14 protein-coding genes are annotated in these 25,050 nt (G+C 68.3%); 10 read left to right on the forward strand and 4 right to left on the reverse strand.

Annotated features, from left to right (window positions below; genetic code table 11):
- The first annotated feature begins 10 nt into the window (after positions 1 to 10).
- Genes K7C98_RS08965 through drmC form a run of 5 tightly spaced genes read left to right on the forward strand, consistent with a single transcriptional unit; the run spans position 11 to position 10,929 of the window.
- Complete coding sequence (locus tag K7C98_RS08965; protein ID WP_224191162.1) at positions 11 to 4,189, forward strand: DNA methyltransferase; 4,179 nt, start codon at positions 11 to 13, stop codon at positions 4,187 to 4,189.
- Positions 4,186 to 4,794: a hypothetical protein gene (locus K7C98_RS08970; RefSeq protein WP_224191163.1), complete on the forward strand. Its 609-nt coding sequence runs from the start codon at positions 4,186 to 4,188 to the stop codon at positions 4,792 to 4,794. The genes K7C98_RS08965 and K7C98_RS08970 overlap by 4 nt, the downstream gene beginning before the upstream one ends.
- A gap of 35 nt (positions 4,795 to 4,829) precedes the next feature.
- Positions 4,830 to 8,261 carry a DISARM system helicase DrmA gene (drmA, locus tag K7C98_RS08975; protein ID WP_224191164.1) on the forward strand — a complete coding sequence of 1,144 codons (3,432 nt, stop codon included), beginning with the start codon at positions 4,830 to 4,832 and terminating at the stop codon, positions 8,259 to 8,261.
- Positions 8,261 to 10,126, forward strand: a complete 1,866-nt coding sequence (drmB, locus tag K7C98_RS08980; protein ID WP_224191165.1) for a DUF1998 domain-containing protein — start codon at positions 8,261 to 8,263, stop codon at positions 10,124 to 10,126. The genes drmA and drmB overlap by 1 nt, the downstream gene beginning before the upstream one ends.
- The gene (gene drmC / locus K7C98_RS08985; RefSeq protein ID WP_224191166.1) at positions 10,123 to 10,929 is read left to right on the forward strand and encodes a DISARM system phospholipase D-like protein DrmC; all 807 of its coding nucleotides are present in this window, start codon (positions 10,123 to 10,125) and stop codon (positions 10,927 to 10,929) included. Before drmB ends, drmC begins: the two co-directional genes overlap by 4 nt.
- 21 nt (positions 10,930 to 10,950) lie before the next feature.
- On the opposite strand, the gene K7C98_RS08990 is transcribed toward drmC, so the two are convergent.
- On the reverse strand, positions 10,951 to 12,801 hold the full coding sequence (locus tag K7C98_RS08990) for a serine/threonine protein kinase (RefSeq protein ID WP_224191167.1): 1,851 nt from the start codon (positions 12,799 to 12,801) through the stop codon (positions 10,951 to 10,953).
- A gap of 156 nt (positions 12,802 to 12,957) precedes the next feature.
- Here K7C98_RS08990 and K7C98_RS08995 point away from each other — a divergent pair, with 156 nt between their 5' ends.
- Positions 12,958 to 15,210, forward strand: coding sequence for a type VI secretion system Vgr family protein (locus K7C98_RS08995; RefSeq protein WP_224191168.1), 2,253 nt, complete (start codon positions 12,958 to 12,960; stop codon positions 15,208 to 15,210).
- 112 nt (positions 15,211 to 15,322) lie between these two features.
- Here the strand turns inward: K7C98_RS08995 and K7C98_RS09000 are convergent, their stop codons facing one another.
- Positions 15,323 to 15,952: an FG-GAP repeat protein gene (locus K7C98_RS09000; RefSeq protein ID WP_224191169.1), complete on the reverse strand. Its 630-nt coding sequence runs from the start codon at positions 15,950 to 15,952 to the stop codon at positions 15,323 to 15,325.
- Positions 15,953 to 16,400: 448 nt separating this feature from the next.
- On the opposite strand from K7C98_RS09000, the gene tnpA reads away from it, so the two are divergent.
- The 3 genes from tnpA to tnpC are packed head-to-tail and all read left to right on the forward strand — an operon-like array spanning position 16,401 to position 18,802.
- Positions 16,401 to 16,742: an IS66 family insertion sequence element accessory protein TnpA gene (gene tnpA / locus K7C98_RS09005; protein ID WP_224191170.1), complete on the forward strand. Its 342-nt coding sequence runs from the start codon at positions 16,401 to 16,403 to the stop codon at positions 16,740 to 16,742.
- Entirely contained in the window at positions 16,739 to 17,071 is a 333-nt protein-coding gene (gene tnpB / locus K7C98_RS09010; RefSeq protein WP_224191171.1) for an IS66 family insertion sequence element accessory protein TnpB, read from the forward strand. The genes tnpA and tnpB overlap by 4 nt, the downstream gene beginning before the upstream one ends.
- Before the next feature lie 30 nt (positions 17,072 to 17,101).
- Positions 17,102 to 18,802 carry an IS66 family transposase gene (gene tnpC / locus K7C98_RS09015; protein WP_224191172.1) on the forward strand — a complete coding sequence of 567 codons (1,701 nt, stop codon included), beginning with the start codon at positions 17,102 to 17,104 and terminating at the stop codon, positions 18,800 to 18,802.
- Between the two features lie 30 nt (positions 18,803 to 18,832).
- Here tnpC and K7C98_RS09020 read toward each other — a convergent pair whose 3' ends face one another.
- Positions 18,833 to 20,002: an FG-GAP repeat protein gene (locus K7C98_RS09020; protein WP_224191173.1), complete on the reverse strand. Its 1,170-nt coding sequence runs from the start codon at positions 20,000 to 20,002 to the stop codon at positions 18,833 to 18,835.
- Positions 20,003 to 20,587: 585 nt separating this feature from the next.
- Between K7C98_RS09020 and K7C98_RS09025 the strand changes: the two genes are divergently transcribed.
- Entirely contained in the window at positions 20,588 to 20,938 is a 351-nt protein-coding gene (locus tag K7C98_RS09025; protein ID WP_224191174.1) for a hypothetical protein, read from the forward strand.
- A 35-nt stretch (positions 20,939 to 20,973) separates the two neighbouring features.
- On the opposite strand, the gene K7C98_RS09030 is transcribed toward K7C98_RS09025, so the two are convergent.
- Complete coding sequence (locus tag K7C98_RS09030) at positions 20,974 to 25,035, reverse strand: DUF6531 domain-containing protein (protein ID WP_224191246.1); 4,062 nt, start codon at positions 25,033 to 25,035, stop codon at positions 20,974 to 20,976.
- Positions 25,036 to 25,050 lie beyond the last annotated feature (15 nt).

Below are 25,050 nucleotides of genomic sequence, written 5' to 3' on the forward strand. Positions count from 1 at the left end.
GTCCGGATCGATGCAAGACAGGCAGACGCGCTTCCACGAGGAGTGGCTCGGCCTCGCCCAGCCGGTCGAGGGCCTCGTGTTCTCGTTGCCGGTCCTCGTCGACGCCCAGATCGCGCCGGAGGTCGGCTCCGAGCTCACCGCCCGCTTCCGCGAACTCCTCTCCCACGACCCGGACGTCCGCGCCTGGTCCGCCGACCTCCGCCGCCTCCTCGCGGACTTCCTCGGCTACGACCGCGACGGCATGCTCGTCCCGCGTGACCGCCTCCCCGAGACCTTGCGCTTCTACGCCGAGGAGGGCCGGCAGGAGCTGCGCCCCAGCTTCGCCATCGCTCGTGGGCCCTTCACCGCGCCGGCGGACGACCTCTTCGGCGGCTTCGGGCACGACCCGGACGCTGCCCCGACGACTCCGGCCGCCGACGGCGCCCATCCCTACATCGCCCTCGTCTGGGACCTCCGCGACGACGGCGCCCCGGTCGGCCTCTCGCTCGACAAGCCCGAGGATGCCACCGGGACCTGGCGCTATCCGCCGACGGCGAAGTTCGAGCGGCTCCTCCGCCACAGCGGCGTGCCGATCGGCCTCCTCACCAGCGGCCGCGAGCTGCGCCTGATCTACGCCCCCACCGCCGAGTCCACCTCGCACCTGACCTTTCGTTTCAATGACATGGTCGAGCCCGCAGGGCGCCCGATCCTCGCGGCCTTCCAGCTGCTCCTCGGCGCGCGTCGGACCTACGAGGCCGCCCCCGAGCACACCCTCGAGGGCCTCCTGCGCGAGAGCCGGCGCCGCCAGGCCGATGTCACCAAGGAGCTCGCCGCCCAGGTGTTCGAGGCCGTCGAGCTGCTCCTCGAGGGCTTCGAGCAGGCCGCGCTGCGCGACACCGGCGCCGACCGCCCCGACTGGCTGCGCGCCGCCGTCGAGGCCCCGCACGACCACCTCTACCGCGGCGTCCTCAGCGTCATCCTCCGCCTGGTCTTCGTCCTCTACGCCGAGGATCAGGGGCTGTTCCCGATCGGCCACCGCGTCTACGCGGCGCACATGAGCGTCCAGGGCCTGTATTCCGACCTCGTCGAGGACGCCGGGATGCACCCCGAATCGATGCACCACCGCTTTGGCGCCTACGGCCGCCTGCTCGCCCTGTTCCGCGCCGTCTTTCTTGGCGTCCGCCACGGCGACCTCCTGCTCCCGCCGCGCCAGGGCCAGCTCTTCGACCCCTCGAGCTTCCCCTTCCTCGAGGGCGGTCTCCCAGGCAGCACCGCGGCGATCAGCCAGCCCGAGGCTCGCGCCGAGGTCCGCCCGCCCCCCGTCGACGACGGAGTGATCCTCGCCGTCCTCCGCCGCTTGATCCTGTTCAAGGGCCAGCGCCTCAGCTACCGCGCCCTCGACGTCGAGCAGATCGGCTCGGTCTACGAGTCGCTGATGGGCTACCACGTCGTCCGCGCCGGCTCGCCGGCGGTGCGCCTCGGCAAGAGCGCGGTGTGGGTCGAGACCGCCGCGTTGCGCCAGCACAAGCCGGCCGACCGCTCGAAGTGGCTCGACGAAACCTGCGACCTCACCGCGGCGCAAAAATCGAAAGTCGAGGCCGCCCTCGCCGAGCACACCGACGACGAGGCGCTGGCCGAGGCGCTCCTCGGCCTCGCGCCGGGCGGAACACGCGAGCGCGAGCGCCACCGTGCCCCGGCAAGGCGCCTGGTCTTGCAGCCAGGGGACGAGCGCCGCCACTCGGGCAGCCACTATACCCCGCGCACGCTGACCGAGCGGATCGTCCGCCGCACGCTCGAGCCGATCCTCGCCTGCCTCGGCGAGGCGCCGACCGCCGAGCAGCTCCTCGCGCTCAAGGTCTGCGACCCGGCGATGGGCTCGGGCGCCTTCCTGGTCGAGGTCTGCCGCCACCTCGCCGATCAGCTGGTGGCCGCCTGGACCCGCGCCGGCATCGTCGCCGCGCTCACCGAAGCCCACGGCGACGCCCACCTCCATGCCCGCCGCCTGGTCGCCCAGCGCTGCCTCTACGGCGTCGACAAGAACGACGCCGCGGTCGAGCTGGCCAAGCTGTCGCTGTGGCTGGTGACGATGAGCCGCGAGCTGCCGTTCACCTTCGTCGACCACGCGCTCCGCCACGGCGACTCGTTGGTCGGCCTCGACCTCGACCAGATCTCGGCCTTCGACTGGAAGCCCGGCAAGCAGGTCTCCCTGTTCAGCGCGGTTGTCAAGGACGCGCTCGACCAGGCGATCGCCCACCGCCAGGAGATTCACGACCGCGCCGAGCGCGAGGACAACGCCAACCAGCAAGAAAAGCGCCGCCTCCTCGACCACGCGGAACACGCGACCGAGCGCGTGCGCCTGATCGCCGATCTCTGCGTCGGAGCCTTCTTCAAAAATTCCGCCGACAAGGCCCGCGAGGAGGAACGCCAGCGCCGGCAACACCTCGTCGAGCGCTGGCTCGCCGGTGAGGACGCGCTCGAGCCGGACATTCGCGGCCTCGCCGAGGAGATCCGCGAACAACACGCGCCCTTCCACTGGTGGCTCGAGTTCCCTGAAGTCTTTTATCAGGAGCGCCCAGATCCGCTCGACGGCGGGAAGATGAACGGCGCAGCGTACATGGAGGCCTTCGTCGGCAATCCGCCGTTCGCCGGCAAGAATACGATCACCAGAGCTAACGGGGCTGGCTACCTCGACTGGTTGATGGTAAAGCACCCTGAGGTCAAGGGACGGCCGAATACAGACCTCTGCGCCTACTTCTTCCGTCGCGCCGCAGAGCTGATCGGCCCCAACGGTACCCTGGGATTCGTGGCAACGAACACGATCTCGCAGGGCGACTCGCGTTTGATGTCTCTCAAAGCGCTCGTCGACGCGGGTGGAGTGATCTACGATGGCGTCTCGAGCTTCCCCTGGCCCGGCGCCGCGGCTGTCACGACAGCGACCGTCCACCTCGCGCTGGGAGCGCCAAGTGGCGTCGGCGTCGCCCTCGAACTCGATGGACAGCCGGTCACAGCGATTAACACACGCCTGCGACCGAAGCCCGAGCGCCCCGAAGTCAAAAATCTCGCGGCAAATGCTGGTCTGTCGTACATGGGTGGCAAACTCATCGGCATCGGATTGGCCGTATCCATCGAGGAGTACGAGGCCCTCGTCAGGGCTGACCGATCCAATGCCAAGATTCTTCGACCCTATCTTGGCGGTGAGGATCTGAACAGCAACCCGTCCGGGAGTTTCTCTCGATACGTGATTGACTTCACGAAATATGACCTTGAGGAGGCTCGCCGCTGGCCGAAACTGCTCAAAATAGTCGAAGAACGAGTGAAACCGGTCCGAATGCGGGATAACCGGGGCACGTATAAGACCTACTGGTGGAAGCCTGGGGAAAGTGGAGGAGCGCTGCAACAGGCGCTGGCCGGGCTCCAGATGTGCTTGGTGACCGCCCGCGTCACCAAGCACCTGTGCTTCTCTTTTCAGAGCACTGATCAGTTCATGAACGACAAGGTGTATGTGTTTACCTTCGACGCATTCACCTCATTTGCTGTTCTTCAATCGCGCGTACACGCGCCATGGGCCTGGTTGTTGTCATCGACTCTTGACCAACGGCTTAACTACACCGCCTCGGACTGCTTCGACACTTTCCCCTTCCCGCGCCCTAACCCGCGCGAACCGATCCCCGCCGTCGAGGCCGCCGGCAAGGCCTTCTATGAGGCCCGCGCCCGCTTCATGCTCGACACCGAGCAGGGCCTGACCAAGACCTACAACGCCCTCAAGGACCCCGAGAACAGCGACCCCGCCGTCCTCGAGCTCCGCCGCCTCACCGAGGCGATGGACCGCGCCGTCCTCGACGCCTACGGCTGGACCGACATCGTGGTCCCCCCCTACTGCCCGCGCACCGACGCCGAGCGCGAGGCCGTCCAGGCCTTCGAGGATGAGGTCATCGACCGCCTCTACGTCCTCAACGCCGAACGCGCCCGCGAAGAGGAGCGCCTCGGCCTCCGCAAGGACAAGAAGGGCAAGCAGCTCAAGAAAACCCCCGCCCAGCCCGCGGCCGATGCCCCCGATCCGGCCGCACCCGCGCCGAGCAAGAAGGCCGCCAAGAAGCCCCCCGCCGACCCCTCCACAAAGAAGACCGCCAAGAAGGCAACCAACAAGAAGGCCGCCAGGAAGGACACGGACGCCGAGCAGGCGGACCTCTGGCGCAAGGATCCTAAATGACTACCGCGAATATCTCCACGCCGTCCCAACACTTTGTCGACCTGGACGCTCTCCCCGACTTCAACCAAGTGGAAGCCGACGCAAGGCGCGGCGTTAAGGTCATCGACCTCGACACGCTCAAGCATCGCATTAGATTCGCGGCGCTCACCTTGCTCATGAAAGATAGCTACATCCTTGCTGCCGGCGAGAATGGTTCATCGGAGCGCAGCGTCGTCTTCCGCCTGGGCATCTATTTAGACTCACTGTTCCCCGACTGGAACGTCGACGTGGAGTACAACAGGGACCTGGCTAGTCCTAAAGCGCGGGCAACCGGAGACAGAGTTTTTCCCGACGTTATCATTCACAAGCGGGGGCAGCAAGGGAGCAAAGGCAATCTGGCCATCTTGGAGGCCAAGAAACGTTGCCAAATCAACGGCGTGCCTGGAGACATCGAGAGGATGCGAGCTATCATGAATACATCGAGCTTACGGCATCGCTTCGGTTGCTACCTGCTGCTCGACAGGACCTGGGTGGACGTCGCGTTTTGGTCGAACGGTATGAGCGGGGTCCCCGAGCACCCGGAGTTTGCGACCGGCCGTTTGACTACCCTAAGCCCTCCGCGATGACGCCTGATATCACGAAGTCGGTCCAAGGAGCCCACGTGACCCCCGCAGACGTACGCAAGCGCCTCGTCGAGGCCCTCGAGGCCGACCTCGTCGGCCCCTTCACGGCCGAGCACCTGCCCGGCGGCGGCCAGGAGGTCCTCCCGCTCCCGCCCTCGCGCTGGTACCTCACCGGCTTCCTCGCCCCGCAGTTCGACCGCGCCCCCGACGCCGATGACACCGACGCTGTCGGCGAACTCGCGGCTGGCAGCGAGAGCCAGGCCGAGGACGCCGGCAGCGACGAGCCGGAGGCCAAGCGGCCGCACCGCTTCCCGGCCTCGATGGGCCTCTCCGTGTTCCTCCCCGCAGCCGCGCCCGGCAGCGAGGTCGACCACATCGAGGTCGAGATCGCCTACGCCGAATACATCAAGGAAGAGCTCGCCGAGGACAACGAGAAGAAGACCAAGGCCGGCTGGCGACGCGTCCCCCACGGGCCCTACCCGGTCCAGGTCCCCCTCGATCCGCGGGCCCTCGGCGGCCGGGACGGCATCTGCTGGCCCGAGGCGGCGGCCCTGCGGCTCCGCGGCGAGCTCCGCACCACCGACATCGACGGCCTTCCGCCGGGAGCCCGCGTCCTCAGCCTCTTCCTCGTCAACGAGCGGCCGCCGCTCGACCGCGACCGCGACCTCAACTTCATCTTTCAGGTCCGCCTCGTCCTCCGCTACCCGCGCGGCTTCCTCGCCCGCCCCAACCACCGCGGCGAGGACGCCAACGACGACGACCAGCGGGTCCTCGCATTGACCTTCCGCGACCGCTTCGAATGGGCGGTCGGCCACAACACCAGCGTCGAGATGCCGCGCCCCGACGCCGACGGCAAGGTCCGCGAGCTGCGGACCACCCAGCTCCCGCGCTACGAGGTCCGCTCGGTCCGCCACGAGACCGCGAAGGACAAGATCGGCCTCGAGATCACCGAGATGCGCCAGCTCGCCGCGCTCGACGGCCCCGGCCTGGTCGGCGCCCTCTCGCCGCTGGTCGACGCCTACGGCGCCTGGATCGAGCGCCAGCGCGGCAAGCCGATCCGCGGCAAGCTCGAGGACACCCGCACCGAGCTCGTCGACGAGGCAGAGCAAGCCCGCACGCGGATCCGGGCGGGGATCGATCTACTCGGCCGTAACCCCGAGGTCCGCGAGGCCTTCAAGCTCGCCAACCTCGCCATGCACGCGCAGGCGCTGCAGGCCGACCGCTGGCGCGAGGACAGGCGCTACAAGGGCGACGCCCAGCCGCGCTGGCGCCCCTTCCAGCTCGCCTTCGTCCTCATGGCCCTCGCGTCGATCACCGACCCGACGCACGACGATCGCAAGATCGCCGACCTGATCTACTTCCCGACCGGCGGCGGCAAGACCGAGGCCTACCTCGGCCTCATCGCCATCACGCTGATCCTCCGCCGGCTCCGCGGCAAGAACCGCGCGGACGAGGGCCGCGGCGTCGCCGTGGTCCTCCGCTACACCCTCCGCCTCCTCACCCTCGACCAGCTCGGTCGCGCGGCCACGCTGATGTGCGCGCTCGAGGAGATGCGCCGCCGCGACCCCAAGCGCCTCGGCAACGCCCGCTTCGCCGTCGGTTTGTGGGTGGGCCAGAGCGCGACCGCCAACCGCCTCAAGGACGTCCACGCCGCGCTGCACGACTTCACGCCCGGGCGCACCGACTCACCGTTCCCGCTGACCACCTGCCCGTGGTGCGGCGAGGACATCAAGATCCACAACATCAAGCTGGTCGACGACGACGGCAAGCCGAGCAAGACCCGCTTCACGCGCGCGGTCGTCTACTGCGAGGGCCGCGATTGCCTCTACACCGAGAGCAAGCGGCCGGGGCAAGGCCTCCCCGTGCTCTTCGTCGACGAGCAGATCTACAAAGAGCTGCCCGACTTCCTGGTCGCCACCGTCGACAAGTTTGCGATGATGCCATGGCGCGGCGAAGCCGGCATGCTGTTCGGCCGCGCGACCCACCTCGACGACCTCCGCGCCTACGGGGTCATGCACGACCCGCCGAAGGGCGCGCGACCGCTGCCGCAGGGGCTCCACCCGCCGGAGCTAATCGTCCAGGACGAGCTCCACCTGATCTCGGGCCCGCTCGGCACCATGGTCGGACTCTACGAGACCGCCATCGACTACCTCTCGGCGCGCAACGTCGACGGGGTCCTGCGCGCGCCGAAGATCGTCTGCTCGACCGCGACGGCCCGCCGCGCCCGCGAGCAGATCCAGGCGCTGTTCGACCGCGACATGGCGATCTTCCCGCCGCGCGGGATCGACGACGGCGACAACTTCTTCGCCACCGTCGACCAGGACAGCCCCGGGCGGCTCTACGTCGGCGTCGCGGCCCCGGGGCGCGCGCTCCGGGCGGTCATTATCCGCACCTACGCGACCGTCCTGGCCGCCGCCCAGCTCCACTTCGACCCCAAGGGCCCGCTCGACCAGCCGGCCGACCCTTACATGACGCTGGTCGGCTACTTCAACGCCTTGCGCGAGCTCGGCGGCATGCGCCGCCTGGTCGAGGACGAGGTCAAGACCCGCGTCAAGAGCTTCGCGGAAGGCAAGAAGCCGCATCACCACGTCGGCCCGCACCCCTGGGCCGCGTCTCGCAACCTCGGCCTTCCGGCGGAGCTGACCTCGCGCGAACCGACCGAACGCGTCAAGGAGACCAAGCGTCGGTTGGCCACCCGCCGAGCCGCCGCCGACACCGACAAGAGCGCGGAGCCGCTCGACGTCGTCCTCGCCTCGAACATGATCTCCGTGGGCCTCGACGTCGACCGGCTCGGCCTGATGGTCGTCGCCGGCCAACCGAAGACCACCAGCGAATACATCCAGGCGACCAGCCGCGTCGGTCGCTCGTACCCCGGCCTGGTCCTCACCTGCCTCAACGCCTCGCGCCCGCGCGACCGCTCGCACTACGAGCGCTTCGTCGCCTATCACGAGAGTTTCTATCGCGAGGTCGAGGCCACCAGCGTCACGCCATTCTCACTCCAAACCATCGATCGTGGCATCGTCGGCACCCTGATCTCGATGATCCGCCACGGCCTCCTCGACATGGAACCCCCGCGCGGCTTCATGCGCCTCCATCACAACCGGGCGCTCGCCGAAGACGTCCTCGAGGTCCTGGTGACCCGGGCTCGGCGCCACCGCGAGTGGCACGACGAGACCGCCGAGCGGCGGATCCAGGACGAGCTCCGCGCGCGCGGCCGCAGCTTCCTCGACGCCTGGGAGCGCGTGATCTCCCGCGCCGCGAGGCTCGACGCCGACGGAGGCGCCGCCCAGCGGATCTACAGCGACCTCGATCGCGCCAAGCACGAGGGCAAGCCGGTGATGTACTTCGCCACCGACGATCCCCCCCACGACCACGACGAGCGGCGCTTCGTCGCCCCGACTTCGATGCGAGACGTCGAGCCCAGCACGCATATCTGGCTCCGCTTCGCCCACCTGGATGAGAGGCGCTGATGTCCAAGTCGAAGAGCGACGTCCCCAAGCGCGCTGACGGCCAGATCCGCCAGAGCCAGATGATCAGCATGTACGGGCCCGGGGCGATGGTCGACCTCGTCGATCGGGCCGTGGTCATCGGCGGCCTCGAGCACTGGAGCTACGGCAGCGAGGGCTACAGGCGCCTCGACGAGCCCCGGCTCCGCCGCTCGCTGGTCCCCCGTCTCAAGGCGCTGGACCCCAACCTCGACCTCGCCGCCGAGGGCTACTTCCGCCTGGCCCCCGCTTGCGACGCGCGCGACCCCTCGCCGAAGGTCGGAGTGCGCGCGCTGGAGTTCCCGCGGTGGTTCGTCTGCCAGGGCTGCCGCCGCCTCGCCCGCGCCGCCGACGCCTTCGAGACCAAGAACAACCGCTACCGCCACCAGTGCGAGCGCAACCGCTGGGCCCACGCGGTCCCGGTCCGCTTCGTCGCCGCGTGCAGGCGCGGACACCTCACCGACTTCCCGTGGATCCCCTTCGCCCATGAAGAAAAAGCCTGCGACCGCCCCGAGCTCTATTTGCGCGAGGGCGCGACCGGCGACGTCGCCCGTATCATCGTCGAATGCCGCAACTGCGGCTCTTCGCGGCCGCTCAGCCAGGCGACCGTGCTCCCGTTCCCGTGCAACGGCGACCGCCCGTGGCTCGGCGGAAAGGCCACGAACGAGACCTGCGACCAGCAGCTCAAGCTCATGGTCCGCACCGCCTCCGACGCCTACTTCGCCCAGGTGGTGACCGCCCTCCGCCTCCCCGAGCCCGACCCCGACCCGTTGCTCCTGAAGCTGCGCGAAAAGGATGTCTGGGACATCCTCCAGCACGTCACCTCACTCGACCAACTCCGCACATTCGCCGTGATCCCACGGATCGCCAGCGCGATCGAAGGAGTCAGCCTCGACAAGGTGCTGGCGACGGTCGAGGCCGAGCGAAGCGCCGAGCGCGGGAAGGTCGAACGCCCGCTGCGCACCGCCGAGTACGAGCGCCTGACCCACGCGCCCGAGGAGGTCCTCGGCGTGCTCGCTCCACAGGGCGTCGAGTTCGCTGCGTTCGAGATCCCCGATGCTCGCGCAGATCTTCCTCGCGGTGTTTCTCGACTGGTCGTCGTCCCCGAGCTGCGCGAGGTCCGGGTCCAGATCTCGTTCAGCCGCTTCGCCGCCCTCAGCGCCGACCTCCAGGGCGAATACGACTTCAGCCGCGCCAGGGTGCGCCCCGCGGTGTTGACGTTGCCGACCGGCAACGAGAAGTGGCTCCCTGCCGCCGAGGTCCGCGGCGAAGGCATCTTCTTCGAGCTCGACCTCGACGCCGTCCTCGCCTGGGAGGAGCACGACGCCGTGCGCGAGCGCGCCGATGCCCTCCTCCGCGCCTTTCAGGCCGACGGCCAGGGCGGTGAATTCCCCGGGATCCGCTTCTACCTGCTGCACTCGCTGTCTCACCTGCTCCTGACCGCGATCAGCCTCGAGTGCGGCTACGCGGCCAGCTCGATCCGCGAGCGGATCTACTGCGAAGCCGCGCTCTCGAACGACAGGAAGGGCATGGCCGGCGTGCTGCTCTCCACCGGCACCACCGGCGCGGAGGGCACTCTCGGCGGCCTCGTCGAGGAGGGCCGGCGGCTCCGCCACCACCTCCGCGAGGCGTGGGAGCTCGGCCGCCTGTGCTCCAACGACCCGGTCTGCGCCGCCCACAACCCTGTCGCCGAGGGCAGCGACCGCCGCCTCGAGGGCGCAGCCTGCCACGGCTGCCTCTACGTCGCCGAGAGCTCGTGCGAGCGCTTCAATCGCTTCCTCGACCGCGCGTTGGTGGTCCCCACGATCGGGAACGACCCCGCGCTCGCGTTCTTCCGGGAGCGGCCGTGAGCGGCGGGCTCGCCGGCGTCAGCACCACCAGCCTCGAGCGCCTCCGCGCCGGACTGGCCAGCGGCCGTCTGAAGGCGCCTCTCTCGCAGGCCCGGCTGATCGCCTTCGGCTTCCGCGCTCAGCTCGACGTCCTCGCCACCGCCCTCGCGGGCCACTCCCGCGAGGCATGCCTGGCGGTCATCGAGGCCGTGCTCGCGGAGCGCGCCAAGTACGAGCGGCCCGCGCCCGAACTCGTATGGACCGGTCCCGAGGACACCCGCGCGACCGCCCGCGACACCGCCGTGATCCTCCGCGAGCTCTTCGAGAACGCCCAGGAGCGGGTCATCCTCGCCGGCTACAGCTTCAAGAACGCGACCGAGGTCCTCGGCCCGCTACACGCCTCCATGCGCGAGCGCGGCGTCGAGGCCCTCTTCTTCATCGATGTCGCCCAACTCGAGCACTCCGTCGCCGCGCCGGAGGCCGCCCTCCAGAATCAGCTCCAGAGCTTCGTCGACACCAACTGGCGTTTCGGCCCGCCGTTCCCAGCCATCTACTGCGACCGCCGCGCCCTCCGCCCTGGCCCGCCCTGGAGCAGCCTCCACGCCAAGTGCGTCGCCGTCGATGGCAAACGCGCCTTCGTCTCGAGCGCCAACTTCACCAGCCGCGGCCAGGACCGCAACATCGAGGCCGGCGTGCTCCTCCATGACGCGACCTTCGCCGCGCAGCTCGAGCGCCAGTGGCTCGGTCTGATCAAGGCGGGATTGGTCCTGCGCTGGGATGGAGACGGTCAGCGGGCGTCACGCCACTCGACAAGCCAATCGTGACGCGCGGTCGAAAGCCTTGCCCTACTTTGTGAGGTTGCAGACAATGACGAGAAGCACCAGAGATACCAATGCTATACTTACAGTCACCAGCACCCGTGAGAGTTTGGGCGGGGCTGAGTCTTGTTGAACCTGAAGATCCGCCGACAGCAGCGGCGCCCCCTGCGGGCGCTCAAACGCGAGCGTGATGTCGTCGGGCGGGGCCGACTGTACAATTCGTGGTGAGAAAATCGCTTGTGGAAGCGCGAGGGTGGTGTCCTGCGTCGTTCCAGAGGCTATTCTGGGTAGTGCCTCGGTCTTGTCCGCGGGTGGCTCAGCTGGACGGCCGAGCACTTCGATCTTGTCAGCAGAGCGGCGGACAGGAGGACCGAGCACTTCTGTCCGCTCGCCAGGGGGATCGACAGGCGCGCGGAGCGCCTCGGTTCTCTCGATAGACGGATGGACAGGTGAGCGGCGAGTGAGCACCTGGGTCCTCTCGTCGGGCACAGGAGGGTGGAGAACCTCGGCCTTCTCTATCGATGAACGGAGAGGTAGGCGGCGAGTGAGCACCTGGGTCCTCTCGTCGAGCGCATCCGTCTTCTGGTCCTCGCGCAGAAGCGGGGCACGGACGAGAGTCTCGGTCTTGTCCGCCCTGGGCTGAGACGGAGTACGCTCGAGGGGTTCGGTCCTCTCCGCCGGGGAATCGTCACGCCCTCGGCCCACCGCTCCGCCGTTTGACGCAGGAGGGAGCTCCAGGGTGACATCAGCCAAGACGGGCATCTGCGCTCGTGGCTCGCGGCCACTCGCAGACGTTGACTTGGCGGGCAGTGCAGTGGCTCGGATCGGGCCTGGGCGCGCAGGCTCAGCCTCGGGCAAGCGCAGGGTGCTCTCCTCGGGGGGAGGAGAAGTCAGAGAGCGCGCCGATACGCGCGCGCCAACACCGGCCTGTGGGGTCGAACTCGTCGGCGGAGGCTCGCCAGCCGGCTGTGCGTCGCCGGGGCTCCGAGCTGGACCATGAGAGACGGGAATGCTCTTCGCGTGGGTTCCTTGGGGATTGCTGGCCGGCAAACGGTCCGGAGTTGGTCCTGTCTTTGCCGGCTCCGGGCGGGGAACCGGGGCCAGGCCGAGGGCTTCGCGCATCGCGGCCCGCATCGCGTGGTGATCGACGTAGCGATGCTCTGGATCCTGCGCAAGCGCCTTGGCGAGCAGAATATTGACATTGAACGGGACAGGGACCAGAAGGCGCAACTGCGGCAATTCCGTCGTCGACGGGTGCTTCCCTGAGATCAGCTCGAAGAGGATGGCCGCGACGGTGTAAATATCACTACGCGAATCTCCGGGTCCGTGCTGCTGCTCCGGGGCACGGTATCCAATGTCATCGCTGGGCGCTTCTCCGAGTTCGATCTCGGCGACGCCGTAGTCGAGCACCTGCACTTCATCGCGCGCCGAGACGATGCACCTGGACGGCGCCAGCGCGCGGTGCGCCACCTGCGTCGCGGCGTACGTATTGGAGAGAATCTCCAAGATTCGCTCACCGAGTATCAAGGCCCGACGCCACGGAAGCGAACCGTCTTGAGCACGCAGACGCTCGAGGTCTCGCCCGACGTGTGGCGCGGAAACGCACCAGGGAGGATTGGGCCGCGTCGAGCTCACGCCCTGCGGGAGGACCAGGCCGGGGATCTTGGCAGCGGTGGCTACGCCGATGAGGCGGGCGAACGCGCTCCACGCGCTCGAATGCGCGCAATCAGGGTCGAACAGAATGAGCGTAGATTCGCCGCCGGTCTGACGATCGAGCGCGGCGAAGCCCCAGGTCGCCCCGCTGTGGCGCAGCAGCACCTTGAGCTCGAAGCGATCGGCGACATTGTCGCCAACGCGTGGTGAGAATGCCTCGGACACCGACGCAGTCGCAGGGTACACGCGAGGCCACGGGACTGTCCATGGTTGGCCGCATCGGTCGATCTCGCGCAGCCCTTCCATGAGCTCCGAACCCGGCCGTTGACGTGCGAAAAGGCATGCGCTACCGTCGCATCGGGCCTGCCTGGCCAACATTACATGTCCATTCAGGAATCGATCTTGGGCGCCACCGATGCCATTCGAGGAGCGAGCCTCGGTCGACCGATCTTCTCCCTGTCGACCGCCGGTACACCGTTACGGGTAGTCCGCTTCGCCGGCCAGGAGGGGCTATCCAGCCTCTTCGAATTCCGCATCGAGGTCGCCAGCGAGGGCGAGGATCTCGAGGCGCTCCTGGGCCAGCCTGCGCGGTTTCAGATCGAGGGGAGCGAAGCCCCCCGGCTGGTGCATGGGATCGTCTCCGAGGCCGAGTATGTCGGACATACACGAAGCCTGGATCTCTACGAGCTGACGATTATGCCGTGGGCGCATCGCCTGCATCATCGCTCGGGGATGCGGATCTTCCAGGACAAGACGACCGAGCAGATCATCGCAGAGGTGCTGACGAAGGCCGGATTGCCGCGCAGCTGGTTCCGCTTCTCGTTGAACGAGACGTATGCGCCGCGGAATTATTGCGTCCAGTACCGAGAGACGGATCTTGCCTTCTTGTCCCGGCTGATGGAGGAAGACGGGATCTTCTATTTCTTCGAGCACGAAGCAAACAAACATGTCTGGGTGATGGCTGATCATCACCGGGCATGTACTGCGATTCCAGGCGGGCCCGCTCTGCGCTTTCAACCTCCGCTCGGAAGCCTCGTTCAGGATCGCGAGAGCGTGCGCCAGTTCCGCTTCGGTGGACGCACACGGCCGGGCAAGGTGACGCTGCGCGATCTCAACTTGCACAAGCCGGATGAGAACATGGAGGTTTCGGAGGCGAGCAAGCTCGAGGCGGAGCTGGAGTTCTATGATTTTCCGGGAGAGTATCAGAGCCCTGGGCGGAGCGGCCCGCATGAGGGCCAGTCGCTCGCCAAGATCCGGCTCGAAGAGCTGCGGGCGACCCGGCGGTCGGGGCATGGGGAGAGCGATTGCCCGCGACTCGTCCCGGGCGGGGTGATGGAGTTAGTCGGGCATCCACGCGCGGAGCTCAACGCAGCTTATCGGGTGATGCGTGTGAGTCATTCCGGGTCGCAGCCGCAGGTGCTCGACCAGGATGCCTCGGGCGAAAGCACGTACCAAAATTCGTTCGTGTGCATGGAATCGGAGCAGCCTTACCGGCCGGCGCGGGTGACGCCGCGGCCGGTGGTCCGCGGGCTACAGACGGCGACCGTGGTGGGCCCAGACGACGAGGAGATCCACACCGACGAACATGGTCGGGTCCGGGTGCAATTTCATTGGGACCGGGAAGGAAAGCACGACGAGAACAGCACTTGCTGGGTCCGTGTCAGCCAGCTCTGGGCGGGAAACGGCTGGGGTGCGCTGTTCTTGCCGCGGATCGGGCACGAGGTGCTCGTCGACTTCCTCGAGGGAGATCCTGACCGACCGATTGTTACGGGTCGCATCTATCACGGCAATCATCACGCGCCCTACGCGTTGCCGGATCACAAGACCCAGAGCGGGATCAAGACGGAATCCTCGCCGGGCGGCGGCGGCTCGAACGAACTTCGCTTCGAAGACGCGAAGGGCCGCGAGGAGGTCTACCTGCATGCCCAGAGGGACCTCACCGAGAAAGTCGAGAACGTGCATAGCACGAGCGTCGGAGCCGACCAGAGCAACTCAGTCGGGGGGAGTCAGGTCAACGCGGTCACGGGCGACCAGACAGAGTCGGTCGGCGGCAAGCAGACGATGACCATCGACAAGAATCGGAAGGTCACGGTTGCGGGTAGCCAGAGCGTGCAGATCAAGGGTGTCACCCCCGAAGACGGCGTGAGCGGCTCGAAGCTCGACATCACCGGCGATTACAAGATCGACGCGTCGAATACGATCGAGGTACAGGCGCCGACCCACATCAGGCTCACGTGCGGCGGAAGCACGATTACCATCGAGCCCCACAAGATCACGCTGTCCGCCGGCGGCAAGGCGCAGTTGGTGCTCGATGTCGCGGCCCTGCTCAAGTCGGCCGAGAATTCGCACGTCAAGCTGGACGCTGACGCACTGTCGAAGGCGAGCAGCGGCGCTCAGGTGAAGCTCACTGCCGATGTCCTCGCGCAGTCGAAGGCCGGCTCGAAGATGAAGCTCGACGCCGAGGCGTTGATGAGCAGCCCCAAGGGCGCCTCCGTGCAGGCTCCCACCGCGACGCTGGCCGGCGCCGGAGGCATGGTGGAAGCCGCGGCGGCGGGCCTCTCCTGCGCCGGTACGCGGGTCGAGGTCTCTGGCAGCGTGGTCAACGTCGCCGGCAGCGTGGTCAAGATCAACTGAGCCGGTCCCGACTTGATGGGCGGTGGCGGGCGGCAAGGCGGGCTCGCCCTGGGCTGCACCAACGACCCAGGAGTGTTCACCGAGCACGGGCGCGACGCGGGCGCGGCGAGAATCAATAGAGGTAGACCGCGCCGGCGCTGATGGCCGAAAGGTTGGTATGGTCGCCGCCGACACCGACGGCGCCGCTGTCCTCGCCCTCCGCGCCGACGGCGAGGGTGTTCGCGTCGGCCGACAGCGCGAGGCTTCGGCCAAAAAGGCCGTAGGTGCCGGAGTTCTTGGGCTTGACGTAGGCGCGTTGCGCCCAGACGTCCTCGGTCCGGACGAACGCGTAGGCCGCACCGGCGGCTAGGAGGGAGTCGTCGGCCTGCTCGCCGTCGATGCCGGTGGCGTTGCTGGCCTCCTGCAGCGCGCCGACGGCGAGGGTGTGGCCGTCGGCCGACAGCGCGACGCTCTGGCCGAACTCGTCGCCCCCGCCGGGGTTGGAGGCCTTGACGTAGGCCCGCTGGAACCACACGCCCTCGGTGCGGGTGAAGACATAGACGGCACCGGCGGCTGAGCAGGCGTCGTCGGTCTGGTCGCCGCCGACGCCGGTGGCGCAGCTGCTCTCACCGGATGCGCCGACGGCGAGGGTGTGGCCGTCGGCCGACAGCGCCACGCTCTGGCCGAAGAAGTCGTTCTGCTCGGTGTTGGAGGCCTTGACGTAGGCCTGCTGCGACCAGATGGCGTCGGTCTGGACGAACACGTAGACGGCGCCCGCCTCGGTGGCGGAGGTGTCGCCCTGATTGCTGTTGATACCCTTCGCGGCGCTTCTCTCGCACGGGGAGGCGACGGCGAGGGTCTTGCCGTCGCTGGCGAGCGCGAGCGCGCTGCCGAAGCAGTAGAGGGCGCTGGTGTTGGAGGCCTTGATGTACGAATGTTGGTATCCGTCCGACGTAGTGCGTCGTGACCGGCCTCCGCCGAGGCTCTACAAGGGCTCGCGGAGGATCGATGACCTCGAAGAAGAACGACGACTCGGACACGCGCGGCGCGGTCGTGGTGCAGCCCAGAACACCGCCTCGAGGAAGCTTCTCGTTGCTGCTGCCCCCCAACATGGTGTGGGAGGAGCACCCCGTGGCGGGTGGGATCCGACTGGACTTTCGGATTGCGACGGCGAAGGACATCGTAAAGCGGATCCGGGAGCGAGGTGATGGGTGAAGGCGCTCGAGACGAGCTCCGTATGGCGGGAGCGGGTCGAGGCATGGGCCCGGAGCGGCCTGACGTGCAAGGAGTACGCGGCGAAGATCGGCGTCAACCCGCATACGCTCGCAGGCTGGCGGTGGAAGCTGCGACGGCGGACAGCGGCAACCGCATCGACGAAGACTCGCGCGCCGGCCGCTGATCTCGTCGACGTGACGGAGCAGGTCGCGGCTGCGCTGGCGAAAGAGGTCGGAGTCATCGAGGTCGAGCTCGGCGGAGCGCTGGTCCGGGTCCGCGGCGAGGTCGACGCTGAGATGCTCGTACGATTGCTGAGCGCGATCGGAGGTCGTCGATGATCCCCTCAAACGTGCGGGTCTTCGTATGCCCGGAGCCGCAGGACATGCGGCGTGGCTTCGATCGGCTGGCGCTGACGGTCCGTGCAGAGATGGGCGGCGATCCGCGGAACGGTGCATTCTTCGTCTTCGTCAGCCGGCGCGGTGATCGGCTCAAGCTCTTGTGGTGGGACCAGACCGGCTACGCGCTGCTGTACAAGCGGCTGCATCGCGCGACGACGCAGGCGCCGAGAGCCACCGACGCGTCGCAGCGGGCGATCGAGATCGACCAACGCAGCCTCGCCGCGCTGCTCCGGGGCGTCCCGCGAGAGGCGGTGCGAAAACGCTCTTGACGTGGACGCGCGGATCCGTACAACGAGCGCGTGACCGAGGCCGAGGCCGAGCAACTCCGAGGAGAGCTCCACGCGCTGCGCGAGGCGCTTGCGAATGCGACCTCGGACCGAGAGCGGTACCGGGCGCTCTACATGCAGCTCCTGGAGCGCTGCCGGCTGCTCGAGCGAGGCATCGTCGTCGGACAGAAGGCGGAGCGTGACCGCGGTGGCGATGAGGCGCAGCTGTCGATGCAGCTGCTCGGCATGCTGCTGAGCCCGGACGAAGCCGAGGCGGTCGCCGAGGACGACGGTCTGGACGACGCGCTGAGCGACGCGCTCGACGAGGACGACGGCGCCGGCGACGGTGACGGTGACACCGGACCGCGTGACACGTGTGCACCGCGGCGGCCCCGTCGCGGGCGGCGCAAGCTGCCGGAGGCGCTGCCCCGGGTCGAGATCGAGGTCCTGCCGCCGGAGGTGCTGCAGGAGGGCCTGTCGAGCTTCCGGCGGATCGGCGAGGTCGTCAGCGAGGTGGTCGAGCGTCGTCCGGCCTCGCTGGTGGTCGCGCGAATCGTCCGGCCGAAGTTTGCCCGCAAGGACGATCCGGCGGAGACGATCGCAGAGCAGCTGGCCCAAGAGACAGCCGCGAGCCCGACCGTGGTGATCGCGCCGCCGCCGGAGCGGCCGATCGAGCGCGGCCTGGCCGGCCCCGGCCTCCTGGCGCACACGATCGTCCAGCGCTGGCAGGACCACATGCCGAGCAACCGCCAGGAGGCGATCTACGCCCGCGAGGGTCTCGTGCTCTCGCGCCAGACGATCTGCAGCTGGCATCAACAGCTCGCCGACCTCGTCGAACCGCTGGTCGAGGCGATGCTGGCCGACGCCTTCCGGTCGCCCTACCTCTGCGTCGACGCGACGGGGGTGCTCGTGCAGGCGTCCGAGCAGTGCCAGCGAGCTCACTTCTGGGTGCTGATAGCACCCGGCCGGCACGTGCTGTATCGATTCTCGCACAAGCACGACAGCGAGGCCGTCGATCGCCTGCTCGCGGGCTACGAGGGCTACCTCGTCGCCGACGCGCACTCGGTCTACGATCACCTCTACGCCCGTGGCAGCGTCGTCGAAGTCGCGTGCTGGTCCCACTGTCGGCGCTATTTCTACAAGACGCTGGGCACCGAGCCGGAGCTGGCGAGGCACGCGCTCGGGCTGATCCGCAAGCTCTTCAAGGTCGAGGAGAAGCTCGCCGACGAGGCTCGCAAGAAGCGCGAGTCGGTGCGCCGGAAGGTCTCGGCGCCGATCGTCGACGCCTTCTTCGCATGGTGCGACACGCAGGCCGAGGCCGCCCTGGACGGCTCGCCGCTGGCCGCCGCGCTGACCTACGCTCGCAACCAGCGGGCGGCCCTGCGCCGTTTCCTCGACGACGGCCGCCTGCCCCTCGACAACAACATCTCCGAGCGCGCGCTCCGGCGCGAGGCCGTCGGCCGCAAAAACTGGCTCTTCGTCGGCAGCGACGACGGCGCGCGCGCCAACACCGTCTTCGTGTCCCTGCTCGCAAGCTGCCAGATGCACGCCATCGAGCCCCTCAGCTACCTCCGCGACCTCCTCTGCCTGCTGCCCTCCTGGCCGCGCTCCCGCGTCCTCGAGCTCGCCCCCGTCTCCTGGCGCGAGACGCTCCAGAAGCCAGAGGCTCAGCAGCGGCTCGCCGCCAACGTCTTCCGCCGTATCGCGCTCGGCGAGCATCCGCTCCCGGTGTAGCCGACCCGCCCCGCGTAGAGCGAGACGCAGTCAATCGGACGCATACGAATGTTGCGACCAGGTGCCGCTGGAACGGGTGAAGACGTAGACTGCCCCGGCGTCGACGGCGGTTCCGTCGAGCTGGTTGCCGTTGATGCCGGTGGCCCCGCTGTCCTCGTACTGCGCGCCGACGGCGAGGACGTTGCCGTCTCCCGACAGCGCGACGGCCGTCCCGAAGTTGTCGCCTTCGTCGGAGTTGGAGGCCTTGACGTAGGCCTGCTGCGACCAGTCGTCGCCGATGCGCAGGAACACGTAGACGGCGCCCGCACCATAAGCGGAGTCGTCGGTCTCGTCGCCGTTGATGCCGTCGGCGTCGCTGGCCTCCACGCTGGTGCCGACAGCGAGGGTGCTGCCGTCGGCAGACAGAGCGAGCGCCTGACCGAAGCGGTCCCCGATGTCCGGGTTCGAGGCCTTGATGTAGGCCTGCTGAGACCAACTGTCGTCCACGCGGGTGAACACATAGACGGCGCCGGCGGAGTCGAGGCTGTCGTCGGCCTCGTCGCCGTTCACGCCAGTCGCGTCGCTGTCTTCCGACATGGCCGCGACGGCGAGGGTGCGGCCGTCGGCCGAGAGCGCGAGGCTGCGCCCGAACTCGTCCAGCGCGTCGGTGTTGGAGGCCTTGAAGTACCCGACCGCCTCGACCATCGAATCGACGACGTCGACCGGCTCGGAGTCGGTGCAGCCCCCGGCGTTACAGGCCTGCAGGACGTAGCTGGCGCCGATTCTCAGGTGCAGCGGCATCTCCAGCGCGATCGACTCGCCGGCGATGTCCTCGCCGAGCTGGACGTAATCGGCGGACCCGGGCAGGCGCTCGCGCAATCGATAATGCGTGGCCCCGACGGTCGCGGACCAGCTGAAGTCGAAGCGCTTGATCGGCGAGAAGCCGAGCTGCAGCGCGGCAGCCTCGGGGAGGTCGGGGAGCGGCGGGGTGCCCGTGGTGGTGGGGACCGTCGTCGTCATCGTCGTCGTCATCGTCGTCGTCGGAGTGGTCGGGCTGGTCTCGTCGGTCGCGCCCGTGCTCGTGTCGGTGGCAGCGCCCGTCTCGCTCGAACTGGCGTCGGTGGCGACCTGGCCGACCTGCGGATCGGAAGAACACGCGGTGGTGCCGGCGCAGGTCAGCGCGAGGCCGAGCCCGCGCTTCAAAGTCTTCGTGGTGGCCATGTCGGGCGATTGTAGGGCACGAGGCCGACCGGCGCAGCGACGAGCTCGACCTCTCCGCCGCCGCGAACGACAGCGCAGCCCCGCCTGCATCGCCGGCCCGCCCGGCCAAGCGGGGCCCGACAAATCTCACGGTCGGAGGTCCGATTTCGAACGCAGGTTCAGCACGTGATCGCGCCGCGTGGCTGAGGACGGCGGGCGGTGTAGCGGATGAGCGCGGCGACCAACTCGGCGGTCCACGGGATCTCGCCAGGCGACGGCGACCACCTCGTTCGATGAGCTCGGTCAGAGAAGAAGCGAATCGAGGAAGCGAGCACTTCAACCGCCAACTCAGCTTCGGCGAGGCATTACGCGCCGTCTAGGCCGGCGAATTCCCCGACGTCCCGGTCACTGACTGGTACATCGACCCCTCCGTCGACCCGCCCCTGCGCGATGCCCAGGGCCGCCAGGGCTCGACCCTCGTAGAGCGGAGGCGCTGTGCGCGGCGGTTGCCGAGAGAAATCAGATGGCCTAATATTGGAGATCTGCGAACCGCAACCTTGCAGATCGTAAGCGAGACACCCAGCAGGATCACGCCAGGAGCTACAGATGCACGTCGAATGGAATAAGGGCGACCATGCAATTCACATCGACGGGCGTTCCCATCTGCTCCCGGGTCGGGTCGATCAGGTGATGGAGTGGCCGGATCGCCCCCTCATCGCCATCCTGCTCGAAGACAGCGCGGGTCCGCAGCGACTTCTGGTGCTCGATGAACACGGTCAAACGCGGGCGAGGCTTGGCTCGCCCGCCGGGTTCGATCTCTACTATCTCACCCCCAATTCACGCTATGGTATAACGGCCGTATGCACAACCGAGCCGCCGGTCGACGGCTGGCGGGACTGGCAGTTCGCTATCTCGCTCGAACGCGGGGAGCTCGTTCGCGTCAGCCCATCGAGGTGACACGTGTGTCCTGCAGCCGGGACATTTCGGCGCTCCTAAAGGGTCCTCTCACTCACGACCCGAAGGTAGTCCATCCGTTTGTCGCGTGGAACGACCATCTCGATTTGGCTGCCCCCGCCCGGCAAGTAGGCTCCGGTGGCGTGGTCGACCTGGGGTCCAACCGGGCCGACCTTGGCGGGCAAGGGCTGGGTAACCTCGTAGGTGACGACGCGTTCGATGCTTTGCTTCCATTCTTCGGTTACCGCTAGTTGCTGGCGCACGTAGGCCTGATTCGGGATGTGGTCCTGGGTCCCAAATCCGCCCGGCCGAGTCGATTCCTGCCCCTGGCTCACAGCCATGTGGAATTGTGTGCCGACTGGCAGCACCATTGCGTGAGGCGTGTAGCCCTCGGGCCAGGGGCTCTGCCCGTGATAGAGTCTCTTGTACGCGGCGGCCGCTTCGGCGCGGCTGCCGAACTGGCCAGCGGTCGCCCGCTGAAACATGTTCCAGGCGTAGAATTGCAGACGAGAGTTGCAGCCGCCTGCGGTGAGGCCGAGCGGATCGGCGAAGGTGAGCGGATCGCCGCAGTAGGCGTACGGCCGCATGCCGCCGTCGAGGCCGAGCGGATCCGGCGAGACGTACACGCCGGTGTCGGGATCGTAGTAGCGGTAGCGGTTGTAATAGAGGCCCGTCTCCTCGTCGGCGTACTGGCCGGGCCAGCGTAACGGGCAGGCGCCGGGATCACCCTCGACGACGGTGGCGTTGCCGTACGTGTCGAACGCGGCCGACCACACCCGCTCGCCCTCAGCGTCGAGCATGGCTACGGGCATGCCGAGGAAGTCCGTGACGATGCTGAAGCAACGACCACCGACGAACTTGGCGGCCGGCACGAAGCTGTCCGGGTCGAAGACCCAGGTGATGAGCGCGTCCGCGGGCGGGCCGTGGATCGGATGGGCGCGTACGGCAGCCTCGCGCTCGTCGTCGGCGATCGGCTCCTGGTCGGGCGGGTCGTCTGGCTCCCGCGCGGCGTCGTGTCGCTCGTCCTCGACCCACTCGTGGAGCGGCACATGGCCGTCCCACACCCAGCGGGTCAGCTTGCCGCGGTAGCGCTTGCTGATCCGGCGCCCGAGCGGGTCGTAGGTGAACTCGACACAGTCGCCGTCGGGGCGGTCGACGCGCACGAGTTGGCCACGATCGTTCCAGTGGTAACGCCACGTGCCTTTCGGGCCGTGCTTGACGACCAGGTTGCCGTCGGCGTCGTACTCGTGGCGGACCGAGCCGTTCGGGCCGTGGCTCAGCTCGAGCCGACCGCCGGGGCCGTAGTGGCGATCGCTGCGGTCCTCGCTACGATAGACGTTGCCGAGGACGTCGGGCGCTCGAACGTCGAGCCTGCTGCCGTCGCAGGTTTCCGTGCGGGCCCAGGCGAGCCTGCCTCCGAGGTCGTGGCCGTACCGGGTGACGCCGAGCTCGGCGTCGACGACCTCGCGCAGGCGCATGCGGTCCCAGGTGTAACGGCGGTCGTGTAGCGGGGCGTCCGCCGTGGGATGACCGCCAGCGTCGAAGCGGCGAACGAGGTGATGGGTCGGGCGGCCGATCTCATCGCGTTGCCACGAGCTGCGCACATGGCCCGGCAGCATGCGCTCGAGCTCCTGGCCGAGCGCGTCGCGCTCGATCTGGGCCGACCAGGTCGCGGGCCCACCGATGGCGTCGCCGGTCCAGCAGCGAAGGGCTACGACGTCACCGGCCGCACCGCGCTCGATCTTCTGGGCCGCCCCCAGCGAGGACTCGAGGCCGATTCGAAGGCCACGGCGATCGTAACGGGTCTCGACCCAGTGCTCCCCCTGGATCTCGCGGAGCACTCGCCCGCGGACGTCGCGTTCGAAGCTGACGCTGGCGACTTCGTTGTGGGCCTCGATCAACTGGCCGTCCAAACGGTACACGAAAGTCTCGCGCCCGCCGTCCGAGTGCTGCGCGGCGATGAGGCGGTCGACCGGGTCGTACTGGAACTCGGACACGCGCCCCGAGGCGCGACGAATCGCGGTGACACGGCCCTTGGCGTCACGCTTGAGGGTGCGGCGCACGCCGGTGAAGCCGATCTCGGCGACGACCTGCCCCACTGCGTCGAGCTCGAATCGATCGACCTGGCCCTTCTCGTCGATGACCGAGGTGAGCCGCTCTTCGCGGTCGTACTCGAGGCGGATGCTGCGGTCCGCCTCGCGCCGGGACGCCAGGCGACCGGTGCCCTTGTAGGTGAAATGGACCTCCCGCGCGCCGTCTCGAACCCTCACGACGTTGCCCATCGGGTCGTACTCGAGGCGGCGCACGCTGCGATCGGTGTCGTGCACCTCGATGACGCGCCCGAGGGAGTCGAAGCGGCGCCGCTGGACTTGCCCGAATGGATCCGTGGCCGCGATCGCCCGGCCGAGCCCGTCGAAGTCGTAGCGTATGGTCCCGCCGTCGGGGGTACGAATGCTGACCAGGTTCCTGTGCTCGTCGTAGCCGAGGGTGGTGCGCTGGCCGGCGACGTTGACCATCGCGGTGAGCAGGCCGCGCTCCCACACGAAGCCCACGCTGCCGTCCGGCCCGTCGCGCTGGATCAGCCGGCCTGATGGGTCGTGGTGCCACTGCCACCACGCGCCCATCACGTCCGTGGCGCGGACCAGGCGGTCGGATTCGTCGAAATGCAGCGACAGCACGCTGCCATCGGGGCCGACGACGCGGGTCCGGTTGCCGCGCTCATCATAGGCGTAGTAGGTCGTGTGGCCGAGCGCGTCTGTCTCGACCACCAGCTGGTGGAAGTCATTGTAGGTCCAGCGCTCGATGCTTCCGAGCGCGTCGGTACGCGCCAGCGCGAGGCCGTTCTCGCCCCGCAGGTAGACCGTAGGACGGCCGTAGGAGTCGAGGACCGTGGTGGTCCTCGCCAGGTCATCATACGCGAGGCGATGGTCGTGGATGCCGCCGTCGCCCCATGTGTGAATGCAGCGAGCCTCGCTATCCGGGCCGTCGTATTCGAAGTGGAAATTGAGGCCGTTGCGATCGGTCTCACGGACGAGGAGGTGGTTGCTGTAGCGGTAGCGGGTCGGCTGATCGAGGACGTCGCGGACTTCGACGAGATCGCCGTGCCGATCGTAGGTGTAGCGGACCCAGGTCATGCGGCGGTCGCCCTGGGGCGTGGGGCCGTGGATCGCTACGATACGCCCGTCGTCGTCGTTCTCGACGTCGAAGCTGCGTCCGCCCGAGTCGACGATCCGGGTGAGGCGACCGGCGACAGACCAGCTCAGGCGGATCTGCTGACCCGCGACGTCGGCGATCGCCTGCAATGGAACCGCCGCGCCCTCGACCGGCAGTCCGAAGCGATACTCCAGGCCATCCGCGAGGCGCAGGCTGTAGCCGCCACGGTCGCGCACGAGAGTGGCGCGCTCGTCGCGGTCGAAGCTGGTCTGACCGGGGTGTAGGGCGTGGAATGCGAGGCTGCGGCCATCGGCAAGGCGCACGGCCACCGCGCCATCGGCCTCGCACAACGCCATGTCGAAGCTGTGGTGCCAGTTGCGGCCGAGAGGTCCGGCATACGTGTCCGCCGAGTGGTACTCGCGCTCGAAGCGGAACGGCAGCGGGCCCGCGAGGTTGAGGTCGACGTCGGCAGTGAAGACATTCCCGGTGATCACGTCGACCGGGTGACCGGTGACGAAGCAGATCGCGCGAGCGACCTGGCGCCGCACGTTGCGCGAGACGCCAAGCCGCCGCATGGCGGTCGACGCGCGGCGGCGCGCGCTGTTGGATAGCCGCTGCCAGAAGCGACTGTTGCGCTGGAGGTCGCGCAGGCGCTTGAGGCCCTTGGTGATCAGCTTGAGAAGGCCGCCGATCAGCTCGAGCAGGTCGGGCATCGGGAAGCCGCCGATCAGCACCGACGGATTGCCCATCATCACCACGCCGATGCCGGGGGGGATGCCAGGGTCCTTGCCGAGCAGGGCCTTGATCGCCATCGAAGCCGCGTCAGCGGCCGCCTGCGCCGCGGCCATGGCAGCCCCGAGCGCGTTGCCTGCGGTCGCCTGGGCGCCGGCGCCGACCGCTCCCATCGCCACGCCGACGGCGTTCAGCGCCTTGGCGAAGCCGTTCATCGCCGACAGCGGGTT

The sequence above is a fragment of the Nannocystis pusilla genome (genome assembly GCF_020073745.1).
GTDB lineage: Bacteria > Myxococcota_A > Polyangia > Nannocystales > Nannocystaceae > Nannocystis > Nannocystis radixulma.